Annotated in this window: 11 protein-coding genes; 7 read left to right on the plus strand and 4 right to left on the minus strand. The window is 64.6% G+C overall.

The window, feature by feature from the left end:
- Nucleotides 1-186 precede the first annotated feature (186 nt).
- Both M1M07_RS30490 and M1M07_RS30495 read left to right on the plus strand, forming a co-directional pair.
- Nucleotides 187-540: a Zn-ribbon domain-containing OB-fold protein gene (locus tag M1M07_RS30490; protein WP_248676553.1), complete on the plus strand. Its 354-nt coding sequence runs from the start codon at nt 187-189 to the stop codon at nt 538-540.
- A 302-nt stretch (nt 541-842) separates the two neighbouring features.
- Complete coding sequence (locus M1M07_RS30495; protein WP_248676554.1) at nt 843-1,109, plus strand: hypothetical protein; 267 nt, start codon at nt 843-845, stop codon at nt 1,107-1,109.
- A 1,090-nt stretch (nt 1,110-2,199) separates the two neighbouring features.
- Here the strand turns inward: M1M07_RS30495 and M1M07_RS30500 are convergent.
- On the minus strand, nt 2,200-3,858 hold the full coding sequence (locus M1M07_RS30500) for a long-chain fatty acid--CoA ligase (protein WP_248676555.1): 1,659 nt from the start codon (nt 3,856-3,858) through the stop codon (nt 2,200-2,202).
- Nucleotides 3,859-3,967: 109 nt separating this feature from the next.
- Nucleotides 3,968-5,275: an MFS transporter gene (locus M1M07_RS30505; RefSeq protein WP_248676556.1), complete on the minus strand. Its 1,308-nt coding sequence runs from the start codon at nt 5,273-5,275 to the stop codon at nt 3,968-3,970.
- 389 nt (nt 5,276-5,664) lie between these two features.
- Between M1M07_RS30505 and M1M07_RS30510 the strand changes: the two genes are divergently transcribed.
- The 5 genes from M1M07_RS30510 to M1M07_RS30530 are packed head-to-tail and all read left to right on the plus strand — an operon-like array spanning nt 5,665 to nt 10,231.
- Nucleotides 5,665-6,336: a TetR/AcrR family transcriptional regulator gene (locus M1M07_RS30510; RefSeq protein ID WP_248676557.1), complete on the plus strand. Its 672-nt coding sequence runs from the start codon at nt 5,665-5,667 to the stop codon at nt 6,334-6,336.
- Nucleotides 6,333-7,439, plus strand: a complete 1,107-nt coding sequence (locus tag M1M07_RS30515; protein ID WP_248676558.1) for a phosphotransferase family protein — start codon at nt 6,333-6,335, stop codon at nt 7,437-7,439. Before M1M07_RS30510 ends, M1M07_RS30515 begins: the two co-directional genes overlap by 4 nt.
- Nucleotides 7,440-7,471: 32 nt before the next feature.
- Nucleotides 7,472-8,722 carry an acyl-CoA dehydrogenase family protein gene (locus M1M07_RS30520; RefSeq protein ID WP_248676559.1) on the plus strand — a complete coding sequence of 417 codons (1,251 nt, stop codon included), beginning with the start codon at nt 7,472-7,474 and terminating at the stop codon, nt 8,720-8,722.
- 16 nt (nt 8,723-8,738) lie between these two features.
- Entirely contained in the window at nt 8,739-9,227 is a 489-nt protein-coding gene (locus M1M07_RS30525) for a MaoC family dehydratase (RefSeq protein WP_248676560.1), read from the plus strand.
- Nucleotides 9,228-9,259: 32 nt separating this feature from the next.
- Nucleotides 9,260-10,231, plus strand: a complete 972-nt coding sequence (locus M1M07_RS30530) for an NADPH:quinone oxidoreductase family protein (protein WP_248676561.1) — start codon at nt 9,260-9,262, stop codon at nt 10,229-10,231.
- 558 nt (nt 10,232-10,789) lie between these two features.
- On the opposite strand, the gene M1M07_RS30535 is transcribed toward M1M07_RS30530, so the two are convergent.
- Both M1M07_RS30535 and M1M07_RS30540 read right to left on the minus strand, forming a co-directional pair.
- Nucleotides 10,790-11,428: an RES family NAD+ phosphorylase gene (locus M1M07_RS30535; RefSeq protein WP_248676562.1), complete on the minus strand. Its 639-nt coding sequence runs from the start codon at nt 11,426-11,428 to the stop codon at nt 10,790-10,792.
- A 6-nt stretch (nt 11,429-11,434) separates the two neighbouring features.
- A complete protein-coding gene (locus M1M07_RS30540) occupies nt 11,435-12,031 on the minus strand; it encodes a hypothetical protein (RefSeq protein WP_248676563.1) in 597 nt (198 codons plus the stop codon).
- Between the last annotated feature and the right edge of the window lie 504 nt (nt 12,032-12,535).

Below are 12,535 nucleotides of genomic sequence, written 5' to 3' on the forward strand. Positions count from 1 at the left end.
GAGTCCTACCGGATGCGCCAAGCCCGACACGAACGAGGTGAACGCCCCTGACCCCAACCCCCGAAACACCCACGAGGCGGGGACTTTCACCTGGCCAAGAGCGGGGACATCACGATGGCCGTTGACACTGGGCGGGTTCGGTGTCGAGGTCGCACCGCGACCGCCGCTGTCTCCGGCCGCGGGCGCATGACCACGCGACTGGGGAGACTCGTCATCTGGAAGTGCCGGGACTGCGCCGTGCTGCTCCCGCCCCTGACCGTCTCCTGCCACTCGTGCGGCAACGGCGAGCTCGAGCCTGTCGACTCGGCCGGTGCGGGAGTAATCGTGTCGTGCCGGACCGCCGATCGCTCACCCGACCCGGTGTGCGGTGCGCCGTGCCCGTCGGTCATCGCCATCGTCGAACTCGACGAGGGCCCGTGGGTCTATTCGTGGATCGACGGTGAGGTTCCGGTGCCGTCCGATCGGCCGGTGAGGGTGCATTTCCGGTGGACACAACCGGGGGAGAGATTCCCGGTCTTCGAACCACGCGACTCCCGGTGACTTCCGGCTTCTGCTGATCCTGGGCGCATGCCGGAACTCGATCGAGCCACCGGCGGAGAACGGCGCACGCGTCGTTCCTGACCGAGAACTGTGCTGGCCCCGGGAGACTCCCCACGGCGTGTGTCGGTCCAGCGGTGGTTGTGGCGAGGTGGGGTTCTGGTGCCGGGCGCATGGACCAGGCGCGAGGCGTGGTCCCTGGTGGGTGTCGGTGGGGCGTGGTCGTGTCGGTGTCGGAGGCGCGGGTGGCCGGGGACCGGTGAACGGTCTTTTTGGTGGGTGTCGTGTGGTGTGGAAGGAAGGCAATGCCCGGAGTAGGTATCGGCGCGATGGTTGGTCTGTTGTGGTGGCTGTTGCTGGTGGTTCCCGTTTCGTTCGGCGTGGCGGCCCGAGCGGACGCGAAGGCCCGCCGCACGTCCGAGTCCCGGGCGTCCGATCGGGATCGGAGGGGATCGGTCGCGGCTGGTCGGTGCGATCGGTGGCGGAAGCTCGCAACCCGGGCGTGGTTGATCTGTGGCGGCGCATCGCTGCTCACGGGAGGAGTCGTCGGTGTCCTGATCTTTGTCGGTTGAGGGTGGCCTGTACCGGGCCGCGCTCGATCGTGTGCAGCTGTCGGTGCGGGACGGGATGAGATGTCGACGTCGAACCCGCTCCCGGATTGTCCTTAGGATGTGAAAACGCTTCTGCAGCAATGCTATACGTGATATCGGGATCGCACGGGATGTGGCGACTCGGCCGGGTTCGCAGGGAAGTGCAACTGGACGCCGCGGGGCGAGTTCCGACTCTGCTTGTCGCTCACCGAACGACAAGCTCGCTTGGGCAGCGCGTCGGCGAATCTGCGCACATGCTTGGTGCAGGAGAGAAGTTGAGAATCGCAGCACTCGCAATACGGACCTGAGGCTAACTGTTGTTGAGCAGGCGGTTCGCAGCTTCACTCATGAAGTTGTCTTCGACAGCGAAGATGCGCCCTCGCGGGTCTGCCTGTTGTACCGCTACACCCACTGCTTGCCGATGCTGGCGCGATCGTGTCGGTGGGTGGCCGTAGAGAATCCCACGCTGCTTTCGCTGAGGTGTTCAACTCACTGTCCAGAGCCGAACTGGTCCGCAGCACAGGCTCTTGGAAGTCGATTGACGGCCTTGAGATCGCGGTGGCCGAGTGCATCGACCGATTCAACCCCCCCGGTGGTTGCATGGCGCGATAGGGATGATCCCACCCGCCGAAGTCGAACAGTCCCACTGCCATTCACCCCATCCCGCCGGAACAACCGAGAGGCATCAAGAGTCTCCACCGCAGTCGGGGCGCTACAGCATTGATCCCTCTGACGATCATCGAGATACGGCAAGTTTCAACCGTGCGACCTGCCCGATTACCACGCCCTTTGCGAGATTTGGCGCTGGTCGCTCTGGTGCCGAGTCGGCCAAGCCGGAGCCCGCGCCAGCCACTACATACGGCGACATCACTCACTGTCGTTGCAGCACTAAAGAACGCGCACTTGAGTAGCTGGAATGACCCCCTTTGCCAAGGGCGGGTCTGCGCGGCGCCGGTGACGCTTTGAAGACCCGCCCCTTGATTCGGCGGTGGACCACAGGTGCGGCGGGATGATGCGCCCGATCGGCAAGGAGTCGCCGCCGGTGCCGTAGCGGCACATTGATGGGTAGGTATCAGGACTGCGGAACTGTTCGCAGTTCGCGGCGTAGCAGTTTCCCGGTTGCCGTCTTGGGGAGGTCGGACATGATCTCGATGATGCGTGGGCACTTGTAGGTTGCCAGCCGCTTCTTTGTGAAAGCGATCAGCTCCTCGGGCGTGACCGTTGACCCGGGTTGGAGGCTGACGAACGCCTTCACCGTCTCTCCACGGTAGGAGTCGGACACGCCTACCACGGCCGCTTCACGAACGGCTTCGTGCTCGTAGAGCACGTCCTCGACCTCGCGAGGCCACACTTTGAAGCCACTCGCGTTGATCTGGTCTTTCTTACGATCGATGATGTAGAACCAGCCGGCGCTGTCCATGTAGCCCACATCGCCGGTGTGCAGCACACCGGCGGAAATCGCATTCGCGGTGGCCTCGGGCTTGTTCCAGTATCCGGCCATGACCTGTGGCCCCGCTGTCACCAGCTCCCCGACTTCACCGGGAGGAAGGTCGTCGCCGTTGTCGTCGACGATTCGTGCGACTGTGTCGTAGACCGGTACTCCGACGGCGGTCGCGCCGGTCAGCTCGTCGACGGGTGCTCGCTTCCCGAAGGGCACGCAGTGGGACGGGGATGTCGTCTCGGTGAGACCGTAGATGTTGTGGATGTAGTGCCCGAACTTCTCCTCGAAGTCGGCAAGGATGCTGGGTGGGATCGGTGCTCCACCCGAGCAGATCTTGGTCAGGCTTGCCAGTGCTTCCTTACATGCGTTCTGCGCATTCATCAGCGCGGTGAACACCGTGATGGATCCAACGGTGAAGGTCGCGCGTTGCCTCTCGATCGTGTCGACGGTATCTACCGGGTCCATCCGGCACATCAGCACCAGTGGGGCGCCGGTCAGCAATGACAGTGCGATGTGACCGACGAGTCCGGTGACATGGAACAGCGGGGCGACTCCGAGGATCACGTCGTCGGCGCCGATGCCGATCCAATCTCGGTAGGTCTGGGCGTTGAAGGTGACGTTGCGATGGGTTGTCATCGCCCCTTTCGGGGGTCCGGTGGTGCCGGAGGTGTACGTCAGGAATGCCACTGTGTCAGGGCTTATCTCGACTGGAGGGACGGTCCGACCGCGGAAGGCGGCGAGCAGCTCGGTCATGTCCGTGGTGCCGGGACACTCGATGCGTTCGACGGCGGTGAGGGTTCCGCTGTTCGCACTCTGGAATTCGAGTTCCGAAGTCGTGATCACGGTGCGCACGTCGGTGGATCCGACGACGTGTGCGGCGACATCCTTGTACAACGATTGCAGAGTCACCAGGACGGTGGCACCGGAGTCACGCAGGATCTCCTCGAGTTCGCGCTCGCGGTACATCGGGTTGGCCGAGACTGTGATACCGCCGGCCTTCCATGCTCCGAGTTGCGCGATGACGAACTGAGGAATGTTCTGCGCGTAGATGACGACTCGTTCGCCCGGACGGAAGCCCGCATCGATGATCCCTGCAGCGAACGCGTCACTCAGTGCATCGAGTTCCTGTGCGGTGATACGACCGTCGAAGTATCGAATGATGTCGCCGTCGGGGTTGCGCTTCACCGTGGCGGCGAACATCTCCAGCGCGTTGTCGAACTCGATCGTGCGCGGTTCGGATTGCGCGGGGGTGTACTGCGACAGCCACACTTTTTCGTCGTAGAGACTCATGATCTGCCTTCTTCGCGGATGACGATGGGATTGGCTGCGGCGTCGGGGCGGTGACGCGCCGACTGCATCGTGAGAGGCGGAGTTGGGGCGCCTCACCTCCGTACATCGGTTAGACGTGCGTCTCGGATGTGTGTTCCGCCCGTACGCTCGCCACCGAGATCAAGCCGACGATCGAGAGTGCGATGACGAAGTATGCCGGCGAGAGGATGTTGCCGGTGTTCTCGACGAGCCACACTGCAAAGAAGGGGGCTGTACCGCCCGCGATGATCACGCCGAGGTTCCAGCCCATGGCGACGCCGGTGTACCGGGATTTCTTGTCGAAGAGCTGCGGCAGCATCGTGTAGGCGCCCACCTGGGTGGCCACGGAGTTCATCATCAGAACGATGAATGCAAGCGCCGCAACGAAAAGGCTCGTCGCCATCACTCCCATGAGGGGGTACGTCAGGATGATGAAGCCCGCGAAACCCGCCATCATCAACTTGTTCAGTCCGATGCGGTCGCCGAGCAGTCCGCCGAGCGGCATGCTCAGCGCCGCTGTTCCGATCGCGAGTGCCGCGACCCAGTAGACGAGGGTGGAGTCATATCCGAGCTGCTTGGTCAGGTGGATCGCCATGTACGTGAGGCCGATGTACGCGGTTCCGTTGACCGCAGCGCTGATGCCGGTCGCCTGAAGGAGGGCACGGGGCTGCCGTACGAAGACTTCCCGGACAGGCGCGTGGGATTTCTTCGCTACCGTCCCGTCGACGTCGTGGGTTTCGTCGACGCGTGTGCGGATCCAGAGGCAGAACACCGTCAGGGGAAGTGCGAGCAGGAACGGAACGCGCCAGCCCCACGATTCCATCTGAGCATCCGTGGTGAGCGCGGAGACGATACCCGCGATCACCGCAGCCAAGGCGAATCCTCCGGTCGACCCCATCGGGGTGAACGAGCCGTAGAACGCCTTGAGTCGGGAGGGGGCGGATTCGGAGATGAACGTCGCAGATCCGCCGACCTCGCCGCCGGCCGAGAATCCCTGCAGCAGTCGGACCAAGACGAGCAGCACGGTGGCCCAGACTCCGATCTGAGCGGGGGTCGGAAGCAGACCCATCAGGGTGCTTCCCAGGCCCATGCAGACGAGAGTTGCCAGCAACGCCTTCTTTCGGCCGAGTCGATCACCTAAGTGTCCGAACACGACACCGCCGAGCGGTCGGATCAGGTAGGCGGTGCCGAAGACCGCGAGAGCCGAGAGCAAGGAGACGACCGGGTTGTCGCTCGGAAAGTAGAGCGGTGCGATAACGACGGCCATGTATCCGTACAGGCTGAAGTCGTAGTACTCGATGAGCGTGCCGACTCCGCCCGCCAACGCGGCCCGACGGGACTTCTGAGTGGAATCCGGGGATTCGAGGGAGTTTCGCACTCCCTCACGCTGTGTCGTCATAGATGGAGACTCCCGTGAGAAGTGTGATCTGCGTCATTGGATAGTGGTGAGCCTAACGGTCGATTGTCAACCCGTGGAGTCGGCGAACTAACAAAACCACTGGTCATAGCCATAAATCGATCAATCACAAGCTCTGTCCAAACGAGCGTTCGGTTGACAGATGGGTCTCGTATCTGTGAAATACACCTCAGGAGCCACGGTGGCGAGGGGCATACCCGCCACCCCAGAAGAGACCAACGCACAGAAGGGCGAGGTGAGACAAGTGGCAACTCACGTGGACACCACCGATACAGCGTGGGTGAACCTGTATCCGCGTTCGGCGTCACCCGGTCTCGCAGGTGGGTTCCCCGAGACCGCCGGCGGAAACCTTCTCCGATGGGAGGAGAACCATGGCCAGGGATGCTGATGACCCCACCACGGGGCGGGCTCTCATCCTCGACGCAGCCGTCGAGAACTTCCAACGGCTCGGATATCACGGCACGTCCGTCCGTGACATTGCGCGCGACGCGGGGATCACCCCGGCATCGATCTACCACTACTTCCCATCGAAACAGGTGATCCTGCAAGAGATCATGGAGAAGGTCCTCACCGATGTCATCTCCTTGACGCGATCGGCGGTGGTGCGAAGCGGCAGCACACCCGATGACCAACTCGTCGCCCTGGTACGAACATGGGTCATTTTCCACACGACTCGGCGGGCCGAGGCTCTCATCGGCGCCTCCGAGATCCGCAGTCTCGACGAGTCGGGTCACCGCATCGTCGTCGCGTTGCGAGATCAACAGGAGAGCCTGTTCCGTGACGTCATCGATCGCGGCATCAGCGAGGGTTCGTTCACCACGCAGTTCCCTCGCGAAGCCGCTCGCGCGATCATCAACATGGGGTATTCCATCGCGTCCTGGTACCGCCCCGGTGGAGCGTTGTCACCGGACGAGATCGCCGATCGCTACGCGGCTCTCGCGCTCGGAACCGTCGGTGCCGTGTCCTCTTTCCGTTTCCCCGATGTACCCACGGATACGTCGGGGCCGGCTTCGAACCCTTCGTCGGAAAGGATCCGACCATGAGCGCGCCGTCGACGGACTCCGTGGACACCGAGCCGCCCGCACCGGAGACAGCCTTCCCATTTGACCTCGCAACCATGCGCCGGTGGCTGGCCGAGCACGAAACATGCTCGGTCGGAGAGCATCTGACTGCACAACAGATTGCAGGTGGCCGCTCCAACCCGACCTATTCGCTCACCGACGGTCAGCACAGTTGGATCCTGCGGCGCCCGCCGATGGGACATGTCCTGCCCACAGCCCACGACATGGGTCGCGAATACCGCGCGATGACGGCCTTGCGGAACAGCGCGGTACCCGTCCCCCGCACCGTCGGTCTGTGCGAGGATTCGGCCCTGCTCGGCGCACCGTTCTATGTGATGGAAAAGCTCGACGGCACAACCTTGCGCACGGCGCAGGACACCGGGCGTTTGACTCCGGAACAGCGAGCCTCGATCGCCGACTCGATGGTCGATATCCTGGTCGCTCTGCACGAGATCGACCCGGCCGAGGTCGGTCTTGCTGATTGGGGTAGGCCGCAGGGATATCTCGAGCGACAACTGCGGCGGTGGAAGCAGCAGTGGGAACACTCGGCGACTGTCCCTCGGTCCGAAGTCGACGAGCTGTGCACTCGCCTCGCAGCGTCGCTTCCCGGGAGCAACCACCCGGGGATCGTGCACGGCGACTTCAAAATCGACAATCTGATGGTCGATCATCAGGATCCCACCCGGATTCTCGGACTGCTGGACTGGGAGATGTCCACGCTCGGCGACACCCTGGCCGATGTCGGAATTCTGTGTTCGTTCTGGGATCAGGAAGGCGAGTTCCACAACCCCATCACGGCGGGCGCCACGGCCCTTGCCGGCTTCCCTCGCCGCGAGGAGATCGTGCAGCGGTACGGAGAGGCACGCGGGATCGACGTGGCGGACCTCGACTGGTACCTCGTCTTCGCCGACTTCAAGATCGCCGTCATCCTCGAGGGGATCCACGCACGATATCTGCAGGGGCACACGGACGGTGAAGACGTATCCGACGTCGGGAGCATGGTCGGTCCCCTACTGGATCGGGCACTTCACCGTGCTTCGCACTCATCGGCGCCCGGGCTATCGGGTCTCCGAACCAACCGTTGACCACACCACCGATACACACGATTGAGGACTCCATGACGACACTGCGCACCGTTGCGCTCGATGCCCAACCCGACGTCGCGTCCCTGGATCTACGTCCTTCCGGAAAGGCACTCGAACTGCGGGACCGCCTGATCGAGTTCATGCACAGCCACGTATTCCCGGCCGAGCACGAATACGAGGCGTACCGGCGCAACGCCGGGCCCGAGGACCACACGGTGCCACCCGTCGTCGAAGCACTCAAGGAGGAGGCCCGCACGCGCGGTCTGTGGAATCTGTTCCTGCCTGCCGAGTCCGGCATCGGTCAGCTCGACTACGCAACTCTCGCCGAGATCACCGGCTGGAGTTTGCATCTCGCGCCGGAGGCAACGAACGGTCAGGCCCCCGATACGGGGAACATGGAGTTGCTGCACCTGTTCGGCACCGATGATCAGAAGAAGCAGTGGCTCGACCCTCTGCTCAACGGTGAGATCCGATCCGCCTTCTCGATGACCGAGATCGCTGTGGCCAGCTCCGACGCGACAAACATCGAAACCCGTATCGAACGCGACGGCGACAGCTACATCATCAACGGGCGCAAGTGGTGGACCAGCGGCGCGGCGGATCCTCGCTGCCGATTGCTCATCGTGATGGGCAAGACCGACCCCAACGCCCCGGCGCATCGCCAGCAGTCGATGATTCTGGTGCCGATCGACACTCCCGGGGTCACGATCGTGCGCGACGTGCCGGTATTCGGGCACTACGACCAGCACGGGCACTGCGAAGTGGTCTACGACAATGTGCGGGTTCCCGCCGATCATCTCCTCGGTGAGGAGGGCGGCGGTTTCGCGATGGCGCAGGCGCGTCTCGGTCCGGGCCGCATCCACCACTGCATGCGCGCCTTGGGTGCCGCCGAACGTGCCCTGTCGCTGATGACCACACGCGCCCAGGAGCGTGTCGCCTTCGGTAGTCCGCTGGCCGAGCAGGGTGTCGTCCAGCATCAGATCGCCGAGTCGCGTATCGCGATCGATCAGGCCCGGCTGTTGTGCCGTCTTGCGGCCAAGACCATCGACGAGCACGGCAACAAGGCCGCAGCCCCGTACGTGTCGGCTGCGAAGGTGTCGGTGCCGCGTGTGGCGCTCGAGGTCATCGACCGGGCGATCCAGGTCCACGGCGGTGCCGGTGTCAGCGACGATGTGCCGCTCGCGGCGATGTACGGCTGGCACCGCTCCATGCGGATCTTCGATGGTCCGGACGAGGTGCACCTGCGCACGATCGCGAAAAACGAACTCCGCAAGTACAAGTGAGACGGGAGGCTCGAACATGACCGCATCATCGACAACGCCTCGCGCTGCGACGACAGTCACCGTCGCGGAGATCGCCGCGATGGAGAACGTCGATCTCGGTGTTACCGAGTGGTTGACCGTGGATCAGGATCGGATCGATCTCTTCGCCGACGCCACCGACGACCACCAGTGGATCCACGTCGACCCCGAACGGGCAGCGGACGGGCCGTTCGGCCACACGATCGCCCACGGGTATCTGACGCTCGCGCTCGTCCCGCGACTTCTCGACACCCTGCTGACGATCACCGACCAGGCGCGGGGCACCAACTACGGGATCGATCGTGTGCGGTTCACGCACCCCGTTCCCGTTGGGGCGCAGATCCGCCTGGCCGCCGAGCTCGTCACGTCCCGACTCCGGGAGGATGGCGGCGTCCAGTACACGGTGGCGGTGCGCGTGGACATCCGGGGGCAGGACCGGCCGGCGATGCTCGGGCAGATCGTGTATCTGACATATCCCCCTGCTTGACAGGCATTCTCATTTACACGGAAGGAGTTACGGTGCACGCCTTCGTGCTGAACGATTACAGCGGCCCCACGGGGCTCGCCCTCACCGAGGTGGACCCACCTGCCGCCGCAGACGACGAACTGCTGCTGAGGGTGCACTCGGTGGGGGTGAATTTTCCGGATCTGCTCATGACCAAGGGGCAGTATCAGCACAAACCGGAACTTCCCGTCGTTCCGGGTTGCGAAATCGCGGGCACGGTCGTCAGCGCACCGACCGATTCGGGTTGGAGCCCCGGAGATCGCGCCGCTGCCTTCGTGTGGCAGGGCGGCTTCTCCGAACAGGTTGCCGTTCCGCTTGATTCGGTGGTCCGCATACCCGACGCCGTCGACTTCGATTTTGCTGCCGCCATGGTGGTCAACTACCACACGGTGCACTTTGCGCTCGCACGACGAGGTCGGGTCCGACCTGGTGAAACTGTTCTGGTGATGGGCGCAGGTGGGGGGATCGGCACCGCTGGTATCCAGGTGGCGGCCGGTTTGGGTGCGCGGGTGATCGCCGGGGTCTCGGACGAGAGCCGCGCCGACATCGCGTCCGCGGCCGGCGCAGCGGAAACGATCGTGCTCGAACCCGGATTCGCCGCGACCCTTCGCGACATGACCGACGGACGAGGAGTGGACCTTGTCCTCGATCCGGTCGGCGATTGGCTTTTCGACGAGGCCGTGCGCGCTCTCGCTCCCGAGGGACGGATCGTGGTCGTCGGATTCGCGGCAGGGAAGATCCCATCGATCAAGGTGAACCGGTTGCTGCTTCGCAACGCGAGTGTGATCGGTGCGGCATTCGGAGCATTCCTCGGACTGGACAGCGACCTCATGCGGGTGCAGGCGGAATCCCTCGAGCGCATGATCGCCGAGGGAACTGTCGTTCCGCAGATAGGTGCCAGATATTCGTTCGCCGACCTCCCGAAGGCGCTGGAGCACCTCGAGCAAGGCAAGATCCGAGGAAAGGCCGTCGTCCAGGTGTCATGAGGGCGGGTAGAACCAGCAGCATCTCGAGTTGGCTCACGTTTCGACAGGGAATGCGCGTGCACACCTCTGACCTGCCCAGTGGGTCCCGATCAGGTGCCTTCACGCCCTGACGGAATGAGCCGCCTCCGGACGGACCCTGGCTCAGCCATCCTGATGACCCTTCTTGCTCGGCAATCGAGGAGCATCCGCCGGTCCGTTCGGCATGAGGGCGCCAGGGTGTGGTCGCTCGTGGTCGGTAGGTCTCGATGCGGGGAGCGACGGCGCTGTTCGCAGTGCGGTGACAGGTGAGGACGGTGACGCCGAGACTGCGCGGAGGGGTCGTAGGCGAACTGGGCGGCGTTGACGGGGGCTCGTCGAAAGTGCGACAGAGCCGCTTCTCGAACTCGCTTGTAGCATAATGGGTTTGAGGTGGCGGACGGCGTTTCCGAATCGGTCGGTTGGGTGGCCGTGGCACGCTTCTCTTGATCGGAGGTCCGGGGCACCCGTCGCTCGACTATGGGCGTGCACCGGTCCGCCGGCCGGGATAGATGTGCGCCGCAATGTCGATTCGGTGGAGCTTCACGGGGCGAGAGCGGCATTGTGGGCGGTGAGCAGCGCCCCGAGCAGGTAGTGCCCGTCCGCGGAGTCGAGCGCGATCACGCCGCCGACCGCGGCGACGGCGGGATGGCTGGGCGTGCCGGGGGAGCCGGCGAGCATCCAGGCCAGGGTGTTCTCGTCGTGCCGGGGCCGGTACTGCACGCCGTCGATGCCTGGATTCGCAGCGAGGATCGCCGCCGCCCAGCGCCGGGTGTGCAGGTACCCGGAGGGATCGCACTTGGTCAACCAGACTCCGGCGTTGATCCGCGTGGCGCCGGTGCCGGTCAGGTCCACCACGCGCACCGTTCGGGTGGTGTGTAGCTCGCTGAGGACGCGTCCGGCGATCTGGACGCGGGGGATCAGCCGGGGAGACTGGTCGACCGGCAGGTTGCGGCACAGGGTTTCGGCGACCGCGGCGGCCGGGCTGTCGCCGAGATACAGGTACGAGTACGTGCCGTCGAGGCTGTCGAACCGGCCGCCCGCCCGTACCCGTGGCCGGGGCGTCGGGTTCAGATCGGCGGCGCAGCGGGTGGCGCCGTGGATCCGCCATACCGAGGTCCCGGCAGCGATGGTGGTGATCAGGGCAGGTGGCAGCACACGCGGTGGATCCGGGTAGTCCACGCCCCGTCAGCCTTCGAGCAGATCGTCGGCCATGTCCCGCAGTTCCTGCTCGTACCCGCCTGCGACGGCGAGTTCGGCCGGGGAGCGGGGGTCGTCGGCGAATGCGGTGGGACTCAGCCACCACGATGCCGTGCCCCATGGGTCGGATTTCGCGCCCAGGGCAGTGTTGATCTCGGCGACGATCGGGCGGACCCGGCGTCGTTCGGCGTCGAACTGGAAGGCGGGGTAGAGCTTGTGTCCACCGGCGGGCAGGGCGATCACCGTGCCTGTGGCGGCCAGTCGGCTTGCGGTGTTGCGGCTGGTCGTCGCCTTGCCCAGGACGCGACTGACGGCGGTGGAGTCGAGCATCTCGTGCTCGTCGATGAGGGTGCCCAGTACCGAGGTGACGATGCGGGTGCGGGCAACGGCGGCCGCGGCGGGATTGGTGACCGCACGTTCTTGGGCGAGTGCCAGCGCCGGGCTCATCGCCAGGAGTGCCGTCACGTCGTCTCGGACCGGGCGCATATGCGGCCGGCGGGAGAATTCGTCGGCGAGGAGACCGACGAGGTCGTCGTCGGACAGGGCATGGATCGTCTCGCGGGCACGGTCACGATCGGCGGGCATGGCACACCTCCATATGTGCCACAATTGTACCGTGTACCATCCGTCCCACGGAAGTGCTGTCGGGGTGACAGGTACATCAGCGACGTGGTCGTCGAGTGCCATCCGGCCGATGCCCGGGGCCACATCGAGGAGCCGCCGGATAGGCAGCGGACGCCCTGCGTGAGTGAGCCTGCAGCTCGCGCGGGTGGTCGCCGAGCGACGGGGCCTTGACTCTCAGGCCGGTCAGGGTCGGTCGTAGTCGACCCCCGGCGACGTGCGGGTGAAGACGACAGTGGGGCCTCGTGTGTCGCCGAATGCGCTCAGGGGGCGCGGAGTACGTCGGTGTGACCTTTCGCGTCGGAGTTACTGGCGCACAGGTGTTGTGGGTCTCGTCGAGGATGTCTGAAGGCATCGAACACCCGGCGTGTCGAGGAATGTGCACCGTTCAGAGGTTCCACACTTGCAGCAGGGCGGTGTGGAGGATGGGGAGATGATGCGGTGGTCGAGGTGGAGTCGGGGGTGGGG

It is taken from the genome of Rhodococcus sp. HM1 (genome assembly GCF_023218075.1).
Classification (GTDB): Bacteria; Actinomycetota; Actinomycetes; order Mycobacteriales; family Mycobacteriaceae; genus Rhodococcus.

Bases quoted from the DNA above. Each gene is read 5' to 3' on its own strand.
- M1M07_RS30490 (WP_248676553.1), top strand. From the start codon at position 187: ATGACCACGCGACTGGGGAGACTCGTCATCTGGAAGTGCCGGGACTGC.
- M1M07_RS30495 (WP_248676554.1), top strand. From the start codon at position 843: ATGCCCGGAGTAGGTATCGGCGCGATGGTTGGTCTGTTGTGGTGGCTG.
- M1M07_RS30500 (WP_248676555.1), bottom strand. From the start codon at position 3,858: ATGAGTCTCTACGACGAAAAAGTGTGGCTGTCGCAGTACACCCCCGCG.
- M1M07_RS30505 (WP_248676556.1), bottom strand. From the start codon at position 5,275: ATGACGACACAGCGTGAGGGAGTGCGAAACTCCCTCGAATCCCCGGAT.
- M1M07_RS30510 (WP_248676557.1), top strand. From the start codon at position 5,665: ATGGCCAGGGATGCTGATGACCCCACCACGGGGCGGGCTCTCATCCTC.
- M1M07_RS30515 (WP_248676558.1), top strand. From the start codon at position 6,333: ATGAGCGCGCCGTCGACGGACTCCGTGGACACCGAGCCGCCCGCACCG.
- M1M07_RS30520 (WP_248676559.1), top strand. From the start codon at position 7,472: ATGACGACACTGCGCACCGTTGCGCTCGATGCCCAACCCGACGTCGCG.
- M1M07_RS30525 (WP_248676560.1), top strand. From the start codon at position 8,739: ATGACCGCATCATCGACAACGCCTCGCGCTGCGACGACAGTCACCGTC.
- M1M07_RS30540 (WP_248676563.1), bottom strand. From the start codon at position 12,031: ATGCCCGCCGATCGTGACCGTGCCCGCGAGACGATCCATGCCCTGTCC.